Origin of the sequence: Pelomonas sp. BJYL3, assembly GCF_027257975.1 — a bacterium.
GTDB classification, from domain to species: domain Bacteria; phylum Pseudomonadota; class Gammaproteobacteria; order Burkholderiales; family Burkholderiaceae_C; genus Roseateles_B; species Roseateles_B flavus.
On sequence record NZ_JANZKX010000003.1, the window covers coordinates 786,165 to 807,747 of the forward strand.

At 70.0% G+C, this 21,583-nt stretch carries 20 protein-coding genes; 7 read left to right on the forward strand and 13 right to left on the reverse strand.

The genetic code is table 11. The features are described 5' to 3' along the window. Positions 1–49: 49 nt before the first annotated feature. From O9Y01_RS13265 to trpE, 8 genes are all read right to left on the reverse strand, one after another. Positions 50–808 carry a uracil-DNA glycosylase gene (locus O9Y01_RS13265; RefSeq protein ID WP_269632029.1) on the reverse strand — a complete coding sequence of 253 codons (759 nt, stop codon included), beginning with the start codon at positions 806–808 and terminating at the stop codon, positions 50–52. Next, positions 808–1,596: an indole-3-glycerol phosphate synthase TrpC gene (gene trpC, locus O9Y01_RS13270; RefSeq protein WP_269632030.1), complete on the reverse strand. Its 789-nt coding sequence runs from the start codon at positions 1,594–1,596 to the stop codon at positions 808–810. Before trpC ends, O9Y01_RS13265 begins: the two co-directional genes overlap by 1 nt. Before the next feature lie 50 nt (positions 1,597–1,646). Beyond that, positions 1,647–2,165, reverse strand: coding sequence for a hypothetical protein (locus O9Y01_RS13275; protein ID WP_269632031.1), 519 nt, complete (start codon positions 2,163–2,165; stop codon positions 1,647–1,649). Continuing rightward, positions 2,162–3,196, reverse strand: a complete 1,035-nt coding sequence (trpD, locus tag O9Y01_RS13280; protein WP_269632032.1) for an anthranilate phosphoribosyltransferase — start codon at positions 3,194–3,196, stop codon at positions 2,162–2,164. The genes O9Y01_RS13275 and trpD overlap by 4 nt, the downstream gene beginning before the upstream one ends. A gap of 12 nt (positions 3,197–3,208) precedes the next feature. Continuing rightward, the gene (ltaE, locus tag O9Y01_RS13285) at positions 3,209–4,231 is read right to left on the reverse strand and encodes a low-specificity L-threonine aldolase (RefSeq protein ID WP_269632033.1); all 1,023 of its coding nucleotides are present in this window, start codon (positions 4,229–4,231) and stop codon (positions 3,209–3,211) included. Positions 4,232–4,301: 70 nt separating this feature from the next. Next, positions 4,302–4,886 carry an anthranilate synthase component II gene (locus O9Y01_RS13290; RefSeq protein ID WP_269632035.1) on the reverse strand — a complete coding sequence of 195 codons (585 nt, stop codon included), beginning with the start codon at positions 4,884–4,886 and terminating at the stop codon, positions 4,302–4,304. Next, entirely contained in the window at positions 4,877–5,611 is a 735-nt protein-coding gene (locus O9Y01_RS13295; protein WP_269632036.1) for a CTP synthase C-terminal region-related (seleno)protein, read from the reverse strand. The genes O9Y01_RS13290 and O9Y01_RS13295 overlap by 10 nt, the downstream gene beginning before the upstream one ends. Continuing rightward, positions 5,611–7,095, reverse strand: coding sequence for an anthranilate synthase component I (trpE, locus tag O9Y01_RS13300; protein WP_269632037.1), 1,485 nt, complete (start codon positions 7,093–7,095; stop codon positions 5,611–5,613). The genes O9Y01_RS13295 and trpE overlap by 1 nt, the downstream gene beginning before the upstream one ends. Positions 7,096–7,503: 408 nt before the next feature. Here trpE and O9Y01_RS13305 point away from each other — a divergent pair, with 408 nt between their 5' ends. Continuing rightward, positions 7,504–8,100, forward strand: coding sequence for a chalcone isomerase family protein (locus O9Y01_RS13305; RefSeq protein WP_269632038.1), 597 nt, complete (start codon positions 7,504–7,506; stop codon positions 8,098–8,100). A gap of 24 nt (positions 8,101–8,124) precedes the next feature. Here O9Y01_RS13305 and gph read toward each other — a convergent pair whose 3' ends face one another. Continuing rightward, positions 8,125–8,793 (reverse strand): phosphoglycolate phosphatase, encoded by a 669-nt coding sequence (gph, locus tag O9Y01_RS13310; RefSeq protein WP_269632039.1) that lies wholly within the window; start codon positions 8,791–8,793, stop codon positions 8,125–8,127. 139 nt (positions 8,794–8,932) lie between these two features. Here gph and O9Y01_RS13315 point away from each other — a divergent pair, with 139 nt between their 5' ends. Further along, complete coding sequence (locus O9Y01_RS13315; RefSeq protein ID WP_269632040.1) at positions 8,933–9,508, forward strand: NAD(P)H-dependent oxidoreductase; 576 nt, start codon at positions 8,933–8,935, stop codon at positions 9,506–9,508. Here the strand turns inward: O9Y01_RS13315 and O9Y01_RS13320 are convergent, their stop codons facing one another. Beyond that, positions 9,509–10,423, reverse strand: a complete 915-nt coding sequence (locus O9Y01_RS13320; RefSeq protein ID WP_269632041.1) for a LysR family transcriptional regulator — start codon at positions 10,421–10,423, stop codon at positions 9,509–9,511. 109 nt (positions 10,424–10,532) lie between these two features. Here O9Y01_RS13320 and O9Y01_RS13325 point away from each other — a divergent pair, with 109 nt between their 5' ends. The 5 genes from O9Y01_RS13325 to O9Y01_RS13345 all read left to right on the forward strand — a co-directional run bounded on the left by O9Y01_RS13325 (position 10,533) and on the right by O9Y01_RS13345 (position 18,406). Continuing rightward, the gene (locus O9Y01_RS13325; protein WP_269632042.1) at positions 10,533–11,792 is read left to right on the forward strand and encodes an MFS transporter; all 1,260 of its coding nucleotides are present in this window, start codon (positions 10,533–10,535) and stop codon (positions 11,790–11,792) included. Between the two features lie 54 nt (positions 11,793–11,846). Beyond that, positions 11,847–12,941 (forward strand): carbohydrate kinase, encoded by a 1,095-nt coding sequence (locus O9Y01_RS13330; protein WP_269632043.1) that lies wholly within the window; start codon positions 11,847–11,849, stop codon positions 12,939–12,941. Next, on the forward strand, positions 12,938–13,849 hold the full coding sequence (locus O9Y01_RS13335) for a pseudouridine-5'-phosphate glycosidase (RefSeq protein ID WP_269632044.1): 912 nt from the start codon (positions 12,938–12,940) through the stop codon (positions 13,847–13,849). The genes O9Y01_RS13330 and O9Y01_RS13335 overlap by 4 nt, the downstream gene beginning before the upstream one ends. 163 nt (positions 13,850–14,012) lie before the next feature. After that, positions 14,013–15,299 carry an efflux RND transporter periplasmic adaptor subunit gene (locus O9Y01_RS13340; RefSeq protein WP_269632045.1) on the forward strand — a complete coding sequence of 429 codons (1,287 nt, stop codon included), beginning with the start codon at positions 14,013–14,015 and terminating at the stop codon, positions 15,297–15,299. After that, positions 15,296–18,406, forward strand: coding sequence for an efflux RND transporter permease subunit (locus O9Y01_RS13345; RefSeq protein WP_269632046.1), 3,111 nt, complete (start codon positions 15,296–15,298; stop codon positions 18,404–18,406). Before O9Y01_RS13340 ends, O9Y01_RS13345 begins: the two co-directional genes overlap by 4 nt. A gap of 22 nt (positions 18,407–18,428) precedes the next feature. Here the strand turns inward: O9Y01_RS13345 and O9Y01_RS13350 are convergent, their stop codons facing one another. From O9Y01_RS13350 to O9Y01_RS13360, 3 genes are all read right to left on the reverse strand, one after another. Continuing rightward, a complete protein-coding gene (locus O9Y01_RS13350) occupies positions 18,429–19,892 on the reverse strand; it encodes a diguanylate cyclase domain-containing protein (RefSeq protein ID WP_269632047.1) in 1,464 nt (487 codons plus the stop codon). Positions 19,893–19,895: 3 nt separating this feature from the next. After that, positions 19,896–20,360, reverse strand: coding sequence for a low molecular weight protein-tyrosine-phosphatase (locus O9Y01_RS13355; RefSeq protein ID WP_269632048.1), 465 nt, complete (start codon positions 20,358–20,360; stop codon positions 19,896–19,898). A 192-nt stretch (positions 20,361–20,552) separates the two neighbouring features. Next, positions 20,553–20,987: a helix-turn-helix domain-containing protein gene (locus tag O9Y01_RS13360; RefSeq protein ID WP_269632049.1), complete on the reverse strand. Its 435-nt coding sequence runs from the start codon at positions 20,985–20,987 to the stop codon at positions 20,553–20,555. Positions 20,988–21,583: the final 596 nt, after the last annotated feature.

The following is a 21,583-nucleotide window of genomic DNA, read 5'->3' on the forward strand; positions in this document are numbered from 1 at the left end:
CCGGAGCGGGCGGGCGGGGAACGCTGCTGCGCGGCGGTGGGGCCTGAGCTCAGACGCGCCAGTCCAGGCGCTGCCCGCGCGCCGCCAGCCAGGTCTGCGCGGCGGAGAAGTGCCCGCAGCCGATGAAGGGCTGGGGCGGCCGCGTGGCGGAGAGCGGCGAGGGGTGGTTGGCTTGCAGCACCAGGTGCTGCGGGCCGGCCGCCGCAATGAGCGGCGCCTTGGCCTGGGCATGGGCGCCCCACAGCAGGTAGACCTTGGGCGCGGCGTGCGCCGCCGTGGCGGCGATCAAGGCATCGGTGAGGGCTTCCCAGCCCTTCTTCGCATGGCTGCCGGCGGCACCCTCCTCCACCGTCAGCGAGGTGTTGAGCAGCAGCACGCCCTGGTGCGTCCAGGCGATCAGATGGCCGTCGCGCGCCGGCGGCTGGCCCAGGTCGCGCTGCAGCTCCTTGTAGATGTTGCGCAGCGAGGGCGGCAGCTTCTGGCCCGGCGGCACGGAGAACGCCAGGCCCTCGGCCTGACCGGCGCCGTGGTACGGATCCTGGCCCAGGATGACCACGCGCACCTGCTCCAGCGGCGTCAGGCTCAAGGCACGCACCGGCTGGGCCGGGAACACCGTGGCGCCCTCGCGCTGGCGCCGCTCGACATAGGCGACCAGCGCCTGGCCTGCGGCGCTCTGGCGCCACCCTTCCACCTCGGCCTGCCAGCCGGGCGACAGCGGCGTGGCATCCAGCACCTCGCCCAGCGGGCGCGCGAGGGCATTGGGCGCCGCCGCGGGGGCGCCGTCGTCATCCAGCAGCGAGGCCTGCATCAGGCGAACAAGGCCGCCAGGGCCTCGCCGGGTTCGGGGGCGCGCATGAAGGCCTCGCCCACCAGGAAGGCGTGCACGCCGTGGTCCCGCATGCGCTGCACGTCGGCGCGCTGCAGGATGCCGGATTCGGTCACCAGCAGGCGGTCCGCCGGCACACGGTCCAGCAGGCCCAGGGTGGTGTCCAGCGTGACGTCGAAGGTCCGCAGATTGCGATTGTTGATGCCCACCAGCGGCGTCTTCAGCCGCAGGGCGCGCTCCAGCTCGGCGCCGTCGTGCACCTCGACCAGCACATCCATGCCCAGATCCAGCGCGCAGGCTTCGAGATCGGCCATCAGTGCGTCATCGAGGCTGGCGGCGATCAGCAGCACGCAGTCCGCGCCCATGGCCCGGGCTTCGACGATCTGGTACTCGTCCACCATGAAGTCCTTGCGCAGCACCGGCAGCGTGCAGGCGGCGCGGGCGGCCTGCAGGTACTCGGTCGCGCCCTGGAAGAAGGGGCGGTCGGTCAGCACGCTCAGGCAGGCCGCGCCGTGGCGGGCATAGCTCTGCGCGATCTCGGCAGGGCGGAAGTCCTCGCGCAGCACGCCCTTGCTGGGGCTGGCCTTCTTGATCTCGGCGATGACGCCGCTACGCCCGGCCGCGATGGCACTGCGCAGCGAGGCCACGAAGCCCCGCACCGGGCCTTGGCCCGCGGCTTCGTCGCGCAGGCTGGCCAGCGAACGCACGGCGCGTGCCGCGGCCACTTCCTCGTGCTTGACGGCGTTGATCTTGTTCAGGATGTCGGACATGGTCTTGGCCTTGAGTCAGGATGTCGTGTGCAGGCTGGCGATCGGCGCGCTCACAGGCTGAGCCCCTCGCGCCGCAGCTGCAGGCGCTGCGCCAGCGCGTCGGCGATCTGGCTCACGAGCTGATGCTCCTCGCGGCTGGCGCCGCCGCGGGTCTCCAGCACGCGCAGGGCCTTGCCGCCGTCCTCGTGACGGAATTCGAGCGCCAGTGAGCGGCGCTTGGATCCGCCCACGCAATACAGGCCCCAGCCAGGGCCGTCCAGGCGGCGTGGCTCGCCATCAACGCCCACGGGCGCCAGCTCGCGCGTGGCGAAATCCAGGCGCCAGCCCAGGTGCTCGCGCCTCAGCAGGCCCCAGGCAGCCATGCCGGCCACCACCAGGCCCAGGGCCAGCCAGCCAGCGCCCGTGCGCCAGGCGTCGGGCAGCAGGGGCACGCCCCACAGACCCAGCGCCGTGCCAGTCAGGCCCAGGCCCCAGGACAGCGGGTGCACCTCCACGCGCGGCAGCAGCACCTGGCGGGCCTGGGGGATGTCATCCCGCAGGCGGCGCCAGAGGGCGGCATTGGATCTCATGCGGCGCCCAGGGCCTGCGTGGTCGCGATGAACTGGTCGAGCTTGGCCCGCGCCGCGCCGCTGCGGATGGCCTCGCGCGCGCGCTCGATGCCGTCGCCGATGCTGTCCGCCACATTGGCAGCGTAGAGCGTGGCGCCGGCGTTGAGCAGCACGATGTCGCGCGCGGGGCCGGGCTCGTCGGCCAGGGCGCCCAGCAGCATCTGGCGGCTGTCTTCCGGCCCGGCGACCTTGAGGCTGCGGTTGGAGGCCATGGCCAGGCCGAAGTCCTCGGGGTGGATCTCGTACTCGCGGATCTCGCCGTTCCTCAGCTCGCCCACCTGCGTGCCCGCGCCCAGCGAGATCTCGTCCATGCCGTCCTTGCCGTACACGACGACGGCGTGCTCGGCGCCCAGGCGCTGCATCACGCGCACCTGGATGCCGACCAGGTCCGGATGGAACACGCCCATCAGGATGTTGGGCGCGCCGGCCGGGTTGGTCAGGGGCCCCAGGATGTTGAAGATGGTGCGCACGCCCAGCTCCTTGCGAACCGGGGCGATGTTCTTCATGGCCGGGTGGTGGTTGGGCGCGAACATGAAGCCAATGCCGCACTGCGCCACGCAGGCCGCCACCTGCTCGGGCTTGAGCATGATGTTGGCGCCCAGGGCCTCCAGCACGTCGGCGCTGCCGGTCTTGCTGGAGACGCTGCGGTTGCCATGCTTGGCCACTTGCGCGCCGGCCGCCGCGGCCACGAACATCGAGCAGGTGCTGATGTTGAAGGTGTGGGCGCCATCGCCGCCGGTGCCCACCACATCGACCAGATGCGGCTTCGGCCCCAGCGGGACCTTGACCGAGAACTCGCGCATCACCTGCGCGGCGGCGGTGATCTCGCCGATGGTCTCCTTCTTGACGCGCAGGCCGATCAGCAGGGCCGCGGCCATCACGGGGGACATGTCCCCGCTCATGATGCGGCGCATCAGGGTCAGCATCTCGTCGTGGAAGATCTCGCGGTGCTCGATGGTCCGCGTCAGGGCTTCGTTATCGGTGATGGGCATGACGGTTTCCGTTCAGGCTTTGAAGTAGTCGCGGACGGCGGCGATGGCGCGGTCCACGCCCGCCGCATCGACGTCCAGATGGGTCACGAATCGCAGGCGGTACAGGCCCGTGGCCAGCACGCCGCGCTCCTTCAGGAAGGGCAGCAGGCCGGCCGCGCGCGCGGTGTCGCCCACATCGGCGAAGACGATATTGGTCTGCGGCGCCTCGATGGCAAGACCTGGCACCCCGGCCAGGCCCTCGGCCAGCCGGCGCGCGAGGGCATGGTCCTCGGCCAGGCGGCGCACGTGATGGTCCAGGGCATGGTGGGCCGCGGCGGCCAGCAGGCCCGCCTGGCGCAGGCCGCCGCCGGCCATCTTGCGCCAGCGGTGGGCGGCCTTGATGAAGTCGCGCGAGCCGCACAGCACCGAGCCCACCGGCGCGCCCAGGCCCTTGGAGAAGCACACGGAGACGCTGTCGAAATGGCTGCAGATGCGGCGCGCCGCGGCGTAGGGGTCGGCCGCGTCCACCGCCACGGCTGCGTTGAAGAGCCGCGCGCCATCGAGGTGGCGGGCCAGGCCACGGCGCTGCGCGAGCTCCGAGGCCGCGGCGAGGTAGTCCATGGGCAGCACCTTGCCGCCGATGGTGTTCTCCAGGGTCAGCAGCCGGGTGCGGGCGAAGTGGGCGTCGTCGGGCTTGATGTTGGCCTCGATGTCGGCCAGCAGCAGGCTGCCGTCCGGCTGCTGCACCAGGGGCTGCGGCTGGATGGAGCCCAGCACCGCCGCGCCACCGCCTTCCCAGCGGTAGGTGTGGGCCATCTGGCCGACGATGTATTCGTCGCCGCGCTGGCAGTGGGCCATCAGCGCGCACAGATTGCTCTGCGTGCCCGTGGGCATGAAGAGCGCGGCCTCGAAGCCCAGCCGCGCGGCCAGGTCCTCCTGCAGCGCGTTGACGCTGGGGTCGTCACCGAAGACATCGTCGCCCAGCGGCGCAGCGCTCATGGCCTCGCGCATGGCCGGCGTGGGCTGGGTGACGGTATCGCTTCGCAAGTCAATCATGGCCTGACTACTCCTTGGCAATCGGTCTTCGCTTGGCGCCGTCCGCCGCGGGACCCGGCGGGGCGGCCTCTCACTTCCGCAGCTGCAGGAAGTTCCTCAGCATGGCATGGCCGTGCTCGGACAGGATGGACTCCGGATGGAACTGCACCCCCTCCAGCGGCGTGGCTGTGCCGGCCAGCTCGCGGTGGCGCAGGCCCATGATCTCGCCGTCCTCGCTGCGGGCGGTGACGACGAATTCCTTGGGGAACGTCGCCTCCTCGACCACCAGCGAGTGGTAGCGCACCACGGTGAAGTCCTGCGGCAGGCCGGCGAACACGCCCTGCTGGTCGGTGTGGATCACGCTGGTCTTGCCGTGCATCTGGGTCTTGGCGCGGACGATGTTGGCCCCGAAGGCCGCGCCCATGCTCTGATGGCCCAGGCACACGCCCAGCAGGGGCAGCTTGCCCGCGAAGTGACGGATGGCCTCCACGCAGACACCGGCCTCGGCAGGTGAGCAGGGACCGGGCGAGAAGACCAGGTGCGCCGGCTTCAGGGCCGCGATCTCGCCGACGGTGATCTCGTCATTGCGCACCACCTTCACCTCGGTCCCGAGTTCGCCGAAGTACTGCACCAGGTTGAAGGTGAAGCTGTCGTAGTTGTCGATCATCAGCAGCATGAGCGCGCCTCCTGTTCAGCGGCGCGCACGGCCGCAGCCTCGACCCAGGCCCTGACCAGGCCCGGCAGATTGCCTTGCAGCGCCTGGCGTTCCGGCTGGAACAGCGCTGCCACGAAAAAGGGATGCCCGGCCAGTTCAACCGCCCGCACATCGCCGGCCGGCCCCTGGGCGGCGGCCTTGAGTGGCCCCGCGGTGAGGGCCGCCACGAAGTCGGGGTTGAGCCCGAATCGGCAGCGGTAGCCCTCGCTGAAGGGCTGCCCCTCGTAGACGGCATGCAGGCGCGTGCCCGGCAGAGGGGCCAGCCGCTCGTGCTGCTCCACCAGCTCGCAGGCCAGATGATGGATCACCCGCCGCTCGCCGGCCCCGGCGGTCTCCTCGTGCTCGGCGTCGACCCAGCCCAGCACATGGCGGGCGTACTCGACCACGGCATGCTGGAAGCCGCCGCAGGTGCCCAGGAAGGGCTGGCCGCTCTCGCGCGCCTGGCGGATGGCGCGCAGGGCGCCGTCCATGCTGCGGTAGGGGCTGCCCGGCACGCACCAGACGCCGTGGGCGGCATGCAGCGCGCTGCCGTCACCGATCTCGTCGGTGGCCAGCCAGCGGGCCTGCAGGGGCTGATCCAGCGCCTGGCTGGCGAGGTCCAGGGCCAGGGGGATGGCGCGGTGGGCGGTGATGGCTTCGTCGCGGTCCCCCACCAGCACCAGCTCGAGGGTCGGTGCGGGGCGCATCAGAAGCCCTCCTCGACCAGCTCGGCCGCGCGCAGCAGGGCCCGTGCCTTGGCCTCGGTTTCCTTCCATTCCAGCTCGGGCACGGAGTCCGCCACCACGCCGGCCGCGGCCTGCACATAGAGCATCTGGTCCTGCACGATGCCGGTACGGATGGCGATGGCCAGGTCCATGTCGCCCGCGTAGCTGAGGTAGCCGCAGGCGCCGCCGTAGATGCCGCGCTTGACGGGCTCCAGCTCGTCGATGATCTCCATGGCCCGGACCTTGGGCGCGCCGGTGAGGGTGCCGGCAGGGAAGGTGGCGCGGAACACGTCCATATTGCTGACGCCGGGCTGCAGCTGCCCCTCGACATTGCTGACGATGTGCATCACGTGCGAGTAGCGCTCGATGACGAAGGCATCCGTCACCTTGACGCTGCCGGTGGTGGCGATGCGGCCGATGTCGTTGCGGGCCAGGTCGATCAGCATCAGGTGCTCGGCGCGCTCCTTGGGGTCGGCCTTGAGCTCGGCTTCGAGGGCCAGGTCTTGCTCGCGCGTGGCGCCGCGCGGCCGCGTGCCGGCCAGCGGGCGGATGGTGACCTTCTGCCCCTCTGCCGTGCGCTCCTGGCGCACCAGGATCTCGGGCGAGGCGCCGACGATCTGGAAGTCCCCCATGTCATAGAAGTACATGTAGGGGCTGGGATTGAGCGAGCGCAGCGCGCGGTAGAGGCTCAGCGGGGATTCGGTGTAGCGCTTGGACAGGCGCTGGCCCACCTGGACCTGCATCATGTCCCCGGCGGCGATGTACTCCTTGGCCTGCAGCACGGCGCTGAGGTAGTCGGCCTTGGCGAATTCGCGCAGCACCGGGTGCGACTGCCCGCGCTTCACCTGCGGCGCCGAGACGCTGTAGCTGAGCTTGTCCCGCAGCTCGGCGAGGCGCTTCTTGGCCTTGAAGTAGGACTCGGGCTGGGCCGGGTCGGCATAGACGATCAGGTAGAGGCGGCCGGACAGGTTGTCGATGACGGCCAGCTCCTCGCACTGCAGCAGCATGACGTCGGGGGTGTCCAGGCCGCCGGGCTTCTCGGTCTTGGCGAGGCGCGGCTCGATGTAGCGCACGGCGTCGTAGCCGAAGTAGCCGGCCAGACCGCCGCAGAAGCGCGGCATGCCGGGGCGCAGGGCCACCTTGAAGCGCTGCTGGTAGGCCTCGATGAAGGCCAGGGGGTTGCCCTCGTGGGTCTCGACCACCTCGCCATCGCGGCGCACCTCGGTGCGCTGCCCGTGGCTGCGCAGCACGGTACGCGCCGGCAGGCCGATGAAGGAGTAGCGCCCGAAGCGCTCGCCGCCCACCACGGACTCCAGCAGGAAGCTGTAGCGCCCCTGGCCGGCACCGGCACAGAGCTTCAGGTAGAGGGACAGCGGGGTTTCAAGGTCCGCAAAGGCCTCGCTGATCAGAGGGATGCGGTTGTAGCCTTCTGCGGCCAAGCTCTGGAATTCGAGTTCGGTGATCACGTTCTCTTCTCGCGATGTCAGGGGCACCGGCCCAGGGGCGGCGGAGCCCGATCGTACAGATCAGCCTGGCTGACATGCCGCGGCGCTGCCAGAGGCAGCACCGGCGCACGGATTCGCAACAGCTTTCGCGGGAACTACGAGGAAATGACGCGGAAGTGTGGACCCCGGGAACCGGGGCCGGCAAGCAGGCCAGGCGCTTCAGTGGGTGAAGGCGGACGGGCATCGCCAGGGCCAGGCTCCCCGGTCGTTCGACCCCTTGATCTGCTTGCGCGTGATGAACATAGTGCGGGCGAGTGTAGCAGTGCTACACGAAAACTGAGACCTGCCCCTAGCTCAAGCCTTCGCCGTTCAGACATACTCCTTTTTACAAGTTCTGCAGCTGTCATGCAGACATCCTTGGAGCGAGACATGCGTCGTTTGATTCTTGCAGCGCTGGTAGCGCTGGCAATGCCCCTGGGCGCTCAGGCCCAGGCCGTGGAACTGGCCGGGGTGAAGTACGAGCCCCAGGCCGAACTGGGTGGCCAGAAGCTGGTGCTCAATGGTGCGGGCATCCGCTACAAGGCCATCTTCAAGGTCTACACCGCCGGCCTCTACCTCAAGGAGAAGACCGGCACGCCCGACGGCGTGTTCGGCATGAGTGGCCCCAAGCGCCTGTCCATCCACATGCTGCGCGAGATCGATGCCAACGAGCTCGGCAAGCTCTTCACGAAGGGCATGCAGGACAACGCCACGCCCGAGGACTTCTCCAAGTCCATCCCCGGCGTGATGCGCATCGCCGAAGTCTTTGCAGCCAAGAAGAAGATGAGCTCCGGTGAGGGCTTTGCCGTGGACTTCGTCCCCGGCACCGGCACGGTGATCTCGGTCAACGGCAAGGTGCAGGGCGAGCCCATCAAGGAGCCGGAGTTCTTCACCACGCTGATGCGCATCTGGCTGGGCAAGAACCCGGCGGATGGCCAGCTCAAGGATGCCCTGCTGGGCATTCAGGCCCAGGGCCGCAGCCGCTGAGCGGCAGGCCGGCCCACGAGGCGCTCAGGGCGCCAGCAGGCGCCCGATCTGGTCCAGCCGGTCCAGGTGCGCCAGGGCCGGCACGGCATCGATGGGCTCGCCGTGGTTGTAGCCATGGCGCAGCAGCACTACCGGGCAGCCGGCCGCATGCGCGGCCTGCGCGTCGTTGCTTGAATCCCCGATCATCCAGGCCTCCTGCGGCCGCACGCCCAGGGCCTCGCAGGTCTTGAGCAGGGGCAGCGGATCGGGCTTCTTGCGCTCGAAATCATCACCGCCGAACACCCGGTCGAAGTAGCCCGCCAGCCCCTTGGCCGCCAGCAGGTCGCGGGCAAAGCGCGCCGGCTTGTTGGTCAGGCAGGCCATGGGCAGGCCCTGCGCCTTCAGCAGGTCCAGGCCCTCCACCGTGCCCGGGAACAGGTCCGAGGCCTGCCCGTTGAGCTGCAGGTAGTGCGCCTGGTAGCGGGCCCAGGCCGCCTCGTACAGCCCGGCATCGCCGCCCACCTCGCGCAGGGCCGAGCGGATCAGCTGCTCGCTGCCTCGCCCCACGGCCTGCAGCACCCACGCCCGTGAGACCGGCGGCAGGCCGAGGTCGGCCAGGGTGAGGGCCAGCACGGCCACGAAGTCGCCGACGGTGTCGACAAGGGTACCGTCGAGGTCGACGAGGAAGGCTCTGGCAGACGGATGGGCGGACATCGGAGGCTCAGGCCGGCCCGGGCCGGCAGTGGGGATGGGCCCTGGATCCTAGCGGGTCCTGCGACCCATGAATGCCGCTCATGGCCGACATGAGGGCCGATGGCAGTCGGGGCCGCCCGGGCCCGATACCGTGGCAGCCATGAAAACACTCGTCCACCTCTTCCACCCCCGCCTGGGCCAGTCCAACATCAACCGTCGCTGGGCCGAGGCCTGGCGCACGCTGCCGGGCACCACGCTCAACCTGGTCCATGAGCAATACCCCGATGGCCGCATCGACATCGCCCGCGAGCAGGCCCTGCTGCTGGCCCATGAGCGCATCGTCTTCCAGCATCCGCTGTACTGGTACTCCGTGCCGCCGCTGATGAAGACGTGGATGGACGAGGTGCTGCAGCATGGCTGGGCCTATGGCCGCGGGGTCCGCACGCTGCACGGCAAGCAGTGGTGGTCCGTGATCAGCGCCGGCGGCACCGCAGAGGACTACCAGGCCGGCGGCTTCAACGAGTACAGCCTCAGCGAGCTGCTCAAGCCCCTGCAGCGCACGGCCGGCATGCTGGGCATGCAGTACCTGCCGCCCCATGTCGAATACGGCACCCACCAGCAGGACGCGGCGACCCTGGCCGGAGTGGGCGAGCGGCTGCTGCGGCGCCTGCCGGGACTGCCTCCCCTCGACAAGCCGCTGGACAAGCCCCTCGAGACGCGCGCCGAAGCCGCCTGATCAGCCTCCCCGCAGGGCCGCCACCACCTGCTGGCGCAGCCAGCGGTGGCGCGGATCGCGGTGCTGGGCCGCGTGCCACAGCATCACCACGGCATGCGAGGGCAGCGGCAGCGGCGGCTCCCAGCAGCGCAGCGCCAGATGCCGGGACAGGCCCAGCGCCACGCGCCGCGGCAGGGTGCAGACCAGCTCGCTCTCGGCCACCTGCCGCGCCGCACTCGCGAACTGCGTGAAGGTGCAGGCCACATGCCGGCGGCGCCCCTGCCGCTGCAGCCAGCTGTCGACCGGGCCCAGCCCCACGCCGGTGGGGCTCACCAGCACATGCGACTCCGCCAGGTAGTCGTCCAGCGTAATGGCGTCCGCCTGCCAGCGCGGATGCCGTCGGCTGGCGATCACCACGAAGGTTTCATCCCACAGCACGCGCCGGTGCAGACTCTGCGGCGCCTGCTCGTAGCGGCCGATCAGCAGGTCGACCTGCGTGGCGGCCTGCAGGAGGTCGAAGTCGCTGGGCTGCACGCAATGCAGGGTGGACTGCGGCGCCAGCCGGCGCAGCCGACCCAGCAGCGCCGGCGCCAGGACCAGGTCCCCATAGTCGGGCATGGCGATGCGGAAGGCATGCGCACCGGCCGCGGGCTCGAAGCCGGGCTGCGGCGCCACCACCTCCTGCAGCTGGCGCAGGGCCTGCTGCAGCGGCTGTTTCAGGGACTCCGCCCGCGCGCTGAGCCGCATGCCGCGCCCGGCCCGCACCAGGAGGGGGTCGCCAAAATGCGCCCGCATCTGGCGCAGGGCATGGCTCATGGCCGACTGCGTCACGTTGGCATGCAGGGCGGCGCGGCTGACGCTGCCTTCCTGCAGCAGCAGGTTGAGCCACTGCAGCAGCCGGGGGTCCAGCTCGGGGGAGGTTCCGGAAGTGCTCATGCGGCGGGGGGCCCGGACGCGCCCCTGGGTAGATGCGGAGCAGTGACTATACGCAGGCCGGGGACAATGCCGCATCGCCCCGCCCCCCGGGCTTCCAGAGCATCTCCCCATGTCCGCCTCTTCCCTGCGCCCGGCCTCGCACCGGGCCTCGCACCCGGCCGTCTATTTCGTTCTCTTCGCCCCCTTCAGTGCCCTCAGCGGCTACCTGGCCATCGCCGCGGCCTATGCACTGGCCCAGGCCAAGGTGCCGGCCGAAGCCATCGCCGGACTGCTGGCGGTGACCTTCATGCCGCACGCGGTCAAGTTCCTCTGGGCGCCCATCGTGGACCTCACGCTGACGCGCAAGACCTGGTACCTGATCGGCTGCGTGGGCTCGGCCGCGGGCATCTTCATCACGGGGATGACGCCCTACAGGCTCGAATCCATCCCCTTCCTGACGGCCGTGGCCGTGGCGGCCGGCATCGCCGCCAGCCTGCTGGGCATGTCGGTGGAGAGCCTGATGGCACACGCCACGCCAGCAGAGGAGAAGGGCCGGGCCGCCGGCTGGATGCAGGCCGGCAACATGGCCGGCGCCAGCCTCGGCGGCGGCCTGGCGCTGTGGATGATGGAGGACCTGCACGTGTCCGCCATGCTCACCAGCTGCCTGATGGCCGTGCTGACCCTGGCCTGCGCCGCCGCCCTGCCCCTGGTGCGCGAGCCCGCTCCCGAAAGCGGCAACGAGGGCTTCAGCCTGAAGGCCAGCGCCCGCGCCGCGGGCAAGGACCTCTGGGAGGTCGCAAGCTCCCGCCTGGGCCTGCTGGCCATCCTGGTGTGCTTCCTGCCCATCGGCAGCGGCGGCGCCGGCAATCTGTGGTCGGTGGTGGCAGCGGACTGGCATGCCAGGCCGGCCACCGTCGCCCTCGTCACCGGGGTGCTCAGCGGCATCGTGTCGGCCGGCGGCAGCCTGCTGGGTGGCTTCATCTGCGACCGCATGGACCGCAAGTGGGCCTACTGCCTCTTCGGTGGACTGCAGGCCCTGTGCGCCCTGGCCATGGCCGCGGCCCCGCACAGCGAGTCCAGCTTCGTCATCTTCACCACGCTCTATGCCCTGACCACCGGCCTCTGCTACACCGGCTATGCCGCCGTGGTGCTGGAAGCCATCGGCAAGGGCGCCGCCGCCACCAAGTACAGCCTGCTGGCCTCCCTGGCCAACATGCCGCTCAGCTGGATGACCCTGGTGGCCGGCTACTCCCAGACCCACTGGGGCAACAACGGCATGCTGCAGTCCGAGGCCGCCATCGGCGGCGCCGCGCTGGTGGTCTTTGCACTGGCCGCCAAGGTGGCCCAGCGTCGTGCAGGGCCTGCGGCCGAGGCAGCGGGCACAGCCTGAGCCTTTGCTTCAAACATTTGTCCAATCGTCCAGACATTTGTCTAGAATGTCTGGATGGACAGCCCCAAGCAGCGGCTGCTCGCCCTTTTGCGCGAGCAGCCCTTCATCACCCAGGATGCCCTCGCCGCCCAGCTGGGCCTGGCGCGCTCCACCCTCACCCACCAGCTCGCCCAACTGACGCGTGAAGGCCTGATCCTGGGCCGCGCCTATGTGCTGGCCGAGCCGCGCCAGCTGCTGTGCATCGGAGCCGCCAACCGCGACCGCAAGCTGCGCACGACGGGCCCGGCGCGCCTGGCCAGTTCCAATCCGGCCTCACAGCTCGAGAGCGCGGGCGGCGTGGCGCGCAACATCGCCGAGAACCTCGCCCGCCTGGGCCTTTCCGTGCAACTGCTGACCGCCGTGGGCCAGGACCCCGCCGGCCAGGCCCTGCTCGCCGAGGCCGCCGCGCTGGGCATCCGCACCCAGGGCAGCCTGCAGCTGGCCGAGCTTCCCACCGGCAGCTACACCGCGGTGCTGGACGCGCAGGGCGAGCTCATCATCGGCCTGGCCCAGATGCAGGCCTGCGAAGCCCTGGACGCCGGCTTCCTGCAATCCACCCAGGCCCTGCGCCGCAGCGCCAGCTGGACCGTGCTGGACCTGAACCTGCCCGCAGCCACCGTCGCCGCCCTGATGGCAGAGGCCGCGGCCGGCCCGCGCCGGCTCGCCGCCGTGGCGGCCTCCGTGCCCAAGATGGACCGGCTGCCGCAGGACCTGCGCGGCCTCACCCTGCTGCTGCTCAACCGCGACGAACTGGCTGCCTGCACCGGGCTGCCCCTGGACGGCGAAGCCGCGCTGGACGAAGCCTGGGCCCTGCTGCAATCCCGCGGCCTGCAGGGGCTGGTGCTGACTCAGGGCAGCGGCGAGGTCCGCTGCGCCTGGGCCGGCCAGCCGCTGGCACGCGTGCCGGCACCGGCGGTGGCGGACATCGTCGAGGTCACCGGCGCCGGTGACGCCTTCTCGGCCGGCGTGATCGCCGGCCTGCAGCGCGCGCCGCAGGACCTGGCCGCCGCCTGCCGGCTGGGCCAGCGCCTGGCCGCCCTCACCCTGCAAAGCGCGGCCACGGTGTCGCCGCTGCTGAGCCCTGCCCTCCTGGAGGAGACCACGCCATGAACCTGCCCCTGATCTTCGCCCCTGAAGTCGCCCGAGCCCGCGAACAGGGCCGCCCCATCGTCGCCCTCGAGTCGACCATCATTTCCCATGGCATGCCCTATCCGCAGAACGTACAGACGGCCCGCGAGGTCGAGGCCATCGTGCGGGCCGAGGGCGCCGTGCCGGCCACCATCGCGGTGATGGGCGGCAAGATCCGCATCGGCCTGGCGGACGAGGAGCTGGAACTGCTGGGCCAGAGCCCCGACGCGCTCAAGCTCAGCCGCCGCGACCTGCCCTACGCGCTGAGCAGCGGCCGCGTGGGCGCCACCACCGTGGCCGCCACCATGATCTGCGCGCAGCTGGCGGGGATCCAGGTCTTCGTGACCGGCGGCATCGGCGGCGTGCACCGCGGCGCCGAGACCAGCTTCGACATCTCGGCCGATCTGCAGGAGCTGGCCCGCACCTCGGTGGCCGTGGTCTGCGCAGGCGCCAAGAGCATCCTGGACCTGCCGCTCACCCTCGAGTACCTGGAGACGCACGGCGTGCCGGTGCTCTCCATCGGCCAGGACAACTTCGCGGCCTTCTACACGCCGGACAGCGGCCTCAAGGCCGACTTCCGCATCGACGACCCCGCCGAGCAGGCCCGCTTCCTGCGGACCAAATGGAGCCTGGGCCTGGCCGGCGGCGTGGTGATCAGCAACCCCGTGCCCGCCGACGAGGCCATGCCGCGCGAGGAGATCGAGCGCATCACCGCGCAGGCCCTGCAGGAGGCCGAGGCCCAGGGCATCCAGGGCAAGGCCGTGACGCCCTATCTGCTGGCCCGCATCAAGGAGCTCACCGGCGGCCGCAGCCTGGCGACCAACATCGCCCTGGTCCGCCACAACGCCCGCGCCGGTGCGCGCCTGGCCCTAGCCTTGCTGCGTGCATAAAGTCATGCGCTGACTTCACATCGGGGCAATACGCTGGCGAGCCCGCCCGGCTAAGCTTCGGGACTTCTCTCCAGTTCACCTGCTGAGCCCGCGGCTTGCCCGGGTTCCGCCGCTTCGCGTGCGGACCTGCTGGCCCCGGACCCAGGCCAGAAAGACAAGCCCCATGCGCCGCACGCCCGTCGTTGCCACCGTCCTCCTGCTGATCCTCGCCGCCGCTGCCTGGCGCTGGAAGTCCACCCCGACAGAGCCCGGCGCCACGCCGCCCGCCGCCGGTGCGGCCTCGGCGGCAGGCGGCAAGGGCACGCCGGCCCCGCAGGCCGTGGGCGTGGTGACGGTGCAGCGCCAGGACGTGCCGGTGAGCATCGAGGCCGCCGGCACCGTGGCCACGCTGCAGAGCGTGGACCTGCGCGCCCAGACCACCTCCACGGTGCGCGAGGTGCTGGTCAAGGACGGGCAGATGGTCAGCAAGGGTCAGGTCTTGTTCCGCTTCGACGACCGGACCGACCGTGCCAACCTCGACAAGGCCCGCGCCCAGCTCGCGCGCGACCGCGCCAGCCTCGCCGACGCCGAACGCCAGCTCCAGCGCGCCCAGGACCTGCTGCGCCAGAACTTCGTCGCCCAGAGTGCGGTGGACACGGCGCTGACCAACGTCGAGTCCCTGCGCGCCCTGGTGCAGTCCGACGAAGCCGCGGTGCAGGCCGCACAGGTGAGCCTGAGCTACAACGAGCTGCGCGCCCCGCTGTCCGGCCGTGCCGGTCTGGTCAACGCCATGCCCGGCGCCCTGGTGCAGGCCAATGCCACGGCCACACCGCTGCTGAACATCGCGCAGCTCTCGCCCATCGGCGTGAGCTTCGTCGTGCCCGAGACGCAGCTGCAGCCCCTGCTCGCCGCCGTGCGCCCGGACGCCGACGGCAAGACCGAAGCCCTGGACGTGCAGGTGAGCCTGCCCGGCGCGCCGCGGGGCAAGAGCAAGTCCGCAGAGCCCGCGTTGAAGGGCCATCTCGGCTTTGTCGACAACCTCGTCGATGCCAGCACCGGCACCATCAAGGCCCGCGCGGAATTCGACAACGCCGGCCAGCAGCTGTGGCCGGGCCAGTACGTGCGGGTGCGCCTGACGCTGCGCACGCTGAAGAACGCCGTGGTCGTGCCCCAGGCCGCACTGATCCTCCGCGGCGCCGAGCGCACGCTCTATGTGGTCGGCCCCGACAAGACAGCCCAGCTCAAGACCGTGCAGCTGCGCTACGGCTTCGGCGACTTCGCCGTCGTCGAGGGCCTGGAGGCCGGCGAGCAGGTGGTGCTGGAGGGCAAGCAGAACCTGAGGCCCGGCACACCGCTGAAGGTGCAGCCCGCCGCCGTCGACCCGGGCCGTGCGCAGCGGGCTGACACTGCGGCGAGCGCGGCGAGCGCGGCGAACGCGGTCTCTGCGGTGGCCTCGGGAGCTGGGGCATGAGACTGACCGAGCTCTTCATCCGGCGGCCGGTGATGACTGTGCTGCTGAACCTTTCGCTGGTGATCGCAGGCCTGGCGGCCTTCTCCAAGCTGCCGGTCGCGGCCCTGCCCTCCTACAACACGCCGGTGATCAACGTGCAGGCCAGCCTGCCGGGCGCCAGCCCCGAGACCATGGCGTCCTCGGTGGCGCTGCCGCTGGAGAAGCAGTTCTCCACCATCGCCGGGCTGTCCAGCATCTCGTCCACCAACATCCTGGGCAGCACCTCGCTGACCCTGGAGTTCGACCCCAGCCGCAACATCGACGCCGCGGCCGTGGACGTGCAGGCCGCGCTGTTCCGCTCCCTGCGCGCCCTGCCCACCGAGATGAGCTCGCCGCCGTCCTACCGCAAGGTCAACCCGGCCGACGCGCCGGTGCTGATGGTGGCCCTGACCTCGCCCTCGCTGAACCTCTCGGACCTCAACGACTACGCCGAGAACCTCATCACCCCGGCCCTCTCGACCATCAACGGCGTGGCCCAGGTGTCCATCTTCGGCCAGAAGCGCTACGCCGTGCGCATCCAGGCCCGGACCGAGGCCCTCACCCAGCGCAGCATCACGCTGGAGGAGCTGCAGGCGGCCATCCGCTCGGCCAATGCGAACACGCCGGTGGGCGTGCTGGACGGCGCGCGCCAGACCCTCACCATCCAGGCCAACAAGCAGCTGAGGAACGCCAAGGAGTTCGGCGCCATCGTGGTTGCCAGCCGCAACGGCCAGCCCATCTTCCTGCGCGACGTGGCCGAGGTGCAGGACAGTTTCGAGACCACCAAGTCCTACGCCAGCTTCAACGGCGAGCGCTCCATCACCCTGGCCGTGCAGCGCCAGCCGGATGCCAACACCGTGGCCGTGGTCGACGCCGTCAAGGCCATGCTGCCGCGCATGGCGGCCCAGCTGCCGGCCTCGGTGCAGATGAGCACGCTCAACGACCGCTCGCTGTCCATTCGCGAGTCCCTGCACGACGTGTACTTCACCCTGGCGCTGACCGTGGCCCTGGTGGTGCTGGTGATCTTTCTCTTCCTGCGCCGCGCGGTCGCCACGCTGATCCCGACCCTGTCCCTGCCCATCTCGCTGATCGGCGCGCTGACCCTGCTCTACGCCCTGGGCTACAGCCTGGACAACATCTCCCTGCTGGGCATCACCCTGGCCGTGGGCCTGGTGGTGGACGACGCCATCGTGATGCTGGAGAACATCGTGCGCCACGTCGAGGACGGCATGGCACCCTTCGACGCCGCCATCCGCGGCGCGCGGGAGATGGCCTTCACCATCCTCTCCATCTCCATCTCCCTGGTGGCGGTGCTGATCCCCATCTTCTTCATGCCGGGCGTCATCGGCCTGCTTTTCCACGAGTTCGCGGTGGTGGTGATGCTGTCCATCCTGGTCTCGGCCGTGGTCTCCCTGAGCCTGGTGCCCATGCTGTGCAGCCGCTTTCTGCAGCCGCACCACGCCGTCGAGGAGTCGGCCCTGGGCAAGACCTTCGAGCGCGGCTTCAGCGCCGTGCTGGGCGCCTACGAACGCAGCCTGGACTGGGCCCTGGCGCACCGCAAGGCCGTGCTGGCGGTGGCCCTGGCCAGCTTCGTGGCGACCCTCATCCAGTACACGCTGATCCCCAAGGGCTTCTTCCCCGAGGAGGACGTGGGCCAGATCCAGGCCAGCACCGAAGCCTCCGAGGACATCAGCTACGCCGCCATGGAGCAGCTGCAGCAGCGCCTGGCCGAGATCGTGCGCCAGCACGAGGCCGTGGCCAGCGTGGCCTCCGCGCTGGGCGCGGGCGGTGGCGGTGGCAATTCGGTCAACAACGGCCGCATGTTCATCAACCTCAAGCCCCGCAAGGAACGCGCGCCCATGCCCCAGGTGCTGGAAAGCCTGCGCAAGGAGCTGCGCAAGGTGCCGGGCATCGCCGTCTACCTGCGCCCGGTGCAGAACCTGCAGCTGGGCGGCCGGCAGAGCAAGGCGCGCTACCAGTACTCGCTGCAGTCCGTCAGCGCCGGCGAGCTCAACCAGTGGGCGCTGAAGCTGCAGGAGAAGCTGCGCGGCGACCCCATGTTCCGCGACGTCACCAGCGACTCCCAGCAGCGCGGCCTGCAGGCCAACCTGCTCATCGACCGCGAGCGTGCCAATCTGCTGGGTGTGCAGATGCAGGACCTGCGCTCCGCCCTCTACGACGCCTTCGGCGAGCGCCAGGTCTCCAGCATCTATGCCGAGAGCAACACCTACCAGGTGATCATGGAGGCCAGCCCCGAGGACCGCGGCACCGAGGACGCCTTCGCCAAGATCCAGCTGCGCGGCCGCAACGGCACCCTGGTGCCCCTGCAGGCCTTCGCCACCGTGCAGCGCGGCCTGGGCCCGACGGCCGTCAACCACCAGGGGCAGCTGCAGGCCGTCACCGTGGCCTTCAACCTCGCCCCGGACGTGCCCCTGGGTCAGGCCACCGCCAAGCTGGACGGCTACGTGCGCGAGATGCAGCTGCCGCCCTCCATCATCACCAGCTACGGCGGTGACGCGGCCGTGTTCCAGGACTCGCAAGGGGGTCAGGTCTTGCTCATCGTGCTGGCGCTGGCGGTGATCTACGTGCTGCTGGGGGTGCTCTACGAGAGCTACATCCACCCGGTGACCATCCTGGCCGGCCTGCCCTCGGCCGCGGTGGGCGCGCTGGCCACGCTGGAGCTCTTCGGCATGGAGCTGACCATCATCGCCACCATCGGCATCGTGATGCTGATCGGCATCGTGAAAAAGAACGCCATCATGATGATCGACTTCGCCCTGGACGCCCAGCGCGCCGGCGGCATGAGCCCGGAGCAGGCCATCCGCGAGGCCTGCCGCCTGCGCTTCCGGCCCATCATGATGACGACGCTGGCCGCGCTGATGGGCGCCCTGCCCATCGCCCTGGGCCTGGGCGCGGGGGCCGAGCTGCGCCAGCCGCTGGGCCTGGCCGTGGTGGGCGGGCTGATCGTCTCGCAGGCGGTGACGCTGTACATCACGCCGGTGATCTACCTGGCGCTGGACCGCTTCAGCGGCTCGGGCCCGGACCTGCGCGAGGTCAGCGAGGTCCGCATGACGGCGCACGGCAGCTGAGGCCGCCGGCCCGCCCCGGCGCTCAGCCGGTACGCGTGGCCTGGGCCTTCTGCTCGGCCTTGTCGCGGTACATGTCCTGGTCGGCGATGCGCATGAGGCCCTGCGCATCATTGGCCATGGCGGGGTAGACCGCGATGCCCATGGCCGCGCTGACCCGCACGGCCAGGTTGTGCACCGAGATGAAGATGGGCTGCTCCAGCAGGCCCACCAGCTTGGCCTTGACCTGCTGGGCCTGGGCCAGGCTGTCGACGTCGGGCAGCAGCACCAGGAACTCATCCCCGCCGATGCGACCCACGGTGTCCGCCTCCCGCAGCGAGGCGGCCAGCCGCTGGGCCACGACCTTGAGCACCTGGTCGCCCGCCTCGTGGCCGTAGCGGTCGTTGATGGGCTTGAAGTCGTTGAGGTCCACGAAGATCAGGGCCAGGCCCTGGTTCTTGCGCTGGGCCTGGGCCAGGGCGCGGTCCAGGCGGTCATGCAGCAGGCGCAGGGAGGGCAGGCCGGTCAGCGCGTCATGGTTGGCCAGGTGGCGCACCACCTGCTCGGCACGCGCGCGCCGGGCCACCTCTTCCTTGAGCTCGTCCAGGCTGCGCTCCACCGATTCGGCCATTTCGTCGATCGCCTGCGAGAGCTCGCCGAACTCCGAGCTGTGCCCCAGGCTGACGCGCTGCCCCTGCTGCTGCCCCTTGCGCACCTGCTTGGCCCAATGGCGCAGCAACTCCACCGGGCGACGCACCGAGCGGTCGTAGCGCAGGGCCATGAAGACGGCATTGGCCGCCGTCAGCACCAGGCAGACGATGGCCAGCCAGGCGGTGAAGCGGAGGTTGTCCTGCAGGGGCTGCATCCAGGCCTCGTGGCCGGCCTTCAGGGACTGCCGCACCGCACGCAGCGGCCCCATGATTTCGGCCTTGGCATGCCGGTAGGCCGGGCCGTGCAGCATCTCCAGCGCTTCCTTCCAGTCCTCCTCGGCCAGGGGATGCGAGGACCCGCGGGTGTCGACGCGGCCCATGGCCTGCTGCTCCGTCTTCATCAGGGCCTCGGAGCGGCGCAGGGCCTCGGCGAGGCGGGCGTAGTCGTCGGGATCGAAGCCGGCCTCCAGCAGGCGTTCCTGCAGCGAGCGTGCCGCGGCCGGGCGGCCGGCGGCACGGGGCTGGTCCAGGGCGAGGTCCCAGTAGACCTCGTCATAGCCCTCGGGCTCGGCCTGCAGGCCCTCGCGCATGCGCGCAACTTCGCGGTAGTGGTCGGCGAACTGCGGGTCGCGGCTCACCACGAAAAGCCGAGCCATGCGCGTCAGCTCGTCCGAGCTGCGCTGCAGCTGGGCCACCAGGTGGTCGCGCTCGAGGAAATGGCGGCCCTGCTCCATCACGCTGCGGTAGCCGGCGACCAGATAGCCCACCGCAGCGGTCGTCACCAGCACCAGTACGATCTGGGCGACGAGGTTGAGGGCCAGCTTGGTCCGGAACAGCATGGTGGAAGGCTTGCCGGACATGGTCTATCGAGCGCCCGCCCGGGCTGCTGACCAGCTGCGCGCGGCCAGCTCGATCAGGTCCAGCACATTCTCGAAACCCACCGGGCTGCCGAAATAGGGGTCCGGCACCTCCTGCCCCTGCCGGCCCGGCACGAGGTCCAGCAGCAGGCGCAGCTTGTGCTGCTGCTCGGTCGGGCACTGGCGCCGCAGGGCGTCCAGATTGTCCTGGTCCATGGCCAGGATGTGGTCGAAGCGCAGGTAGTCCTCGGCCTCCACGCGGCGGGAGCGCCATTTCTTGTCGACGGGATACTTGCGGCGACCCAGCGCCGTGATGGCCCGGGCATCCATGCCCTGCGCACGCGAGGACGCGCGCACGCCGGCCGAAGCCACCCGCCCCAGGCCGAGGAGGGTAGCCTGCGCCTTGAACACCGACTCGGCCATGGGCGAGCGGCAGATGTTGGCCGTGCAGACCAGCAGCAGGGATTGCATGGCGGGCATTATGGGCGAGCGCGCCGCGTGCGCCGCATTCCCTCGCCCCTGCAGCCGCGGGTGTGGCGAGGCAGGCAAGGCCTGACCCCCATCTGTGCCCCCATCATCTGGCGCGGCGGGCTTGTCACTCAAGGCTTGTCGATCAAGGGGCCTGGCACCCCTTCCCCGACAGCGCCCGGCCCGGGAGGCCGCTCAGTGCTTCGTTTCCCCTGCCAGATATTCAGCAACGGTCACCGGGCGCATCTTCACGATTTTCTCCACAGGCACATTGAAATACCGGGCTAGTTCCCGCGCGACACGAAAAAGCACCGGCCGCCCGATTTCTGCCCGCTTGATGGAGGCAATGGAGACGCGAAATCGGCCCTGCTGGCAGCTTTCCGCCATTTCCTCCTGGGTCTGCAGTTTCTCGTTGCGCAGGCTTTTCAGCACATCCTTGACCAGGAATACCCGGCCCTGCTGGACCATGGGTTCATAACGCACGGCCGGAGCCGGATTCATGGCCGCCGCGACCTGGGCCAGCATATTTTCATAAGACAGCGATTCGCCGGCAGCGGGCACGGCATTCTCGGCAATGGTGGGGGCAGCCGAAGACTCCTCGTTCAGGCTGGTGTCGATTTCCTTGCTCATGGTGACCTCATCAGATGTGACTGAAGGGGCGGGCCTGCTGATGCCGGGGGAGGCGGGCGGGCGGCGCGTCGATGCGCGGTGCATCGATGACCTGAACGATAGGAAATCGGAGGAAAAGTCGCCTTCCGGAAACCTTCCGGTGCCTGAAAGGCGTCTGCAGGGGATCAGATTTAAGGGTTAACCCTTTATTTTGATCCTTTGACGCGGCCGGACGGCCAGGGGGGCGGGAGGATGACGCCCTGTGCCCAGTGAGCCTATTGTGCGCAACGGCGACCCCGCCGTCAGCGCCAGCCCCGGGGCAGAGGGGTGGCGTCTGGGGATCAGATCAAATCCAGGTGGGCGCAGGCGTCGGGAAGCTTGTCGCAGGTTTCCGGCAGGTGCTGGGCAGGGCTCAAGACGCTTCCAGACCGTGGCCCTGCGGAAACCCATCGCATTTCATTGCCTGAAAATCAATGGGCGCTTGGCGGGCCGCAGGTGAATTCCCGGGATCTGATTTTTGACAGGCGAGAAATCTACCGGGCCGCCAATGGAATCAGCGGATGCCTTTCAATCGCGGCGACATCACGAAGAAACCAGCGCCGAAATTGAATCCATAG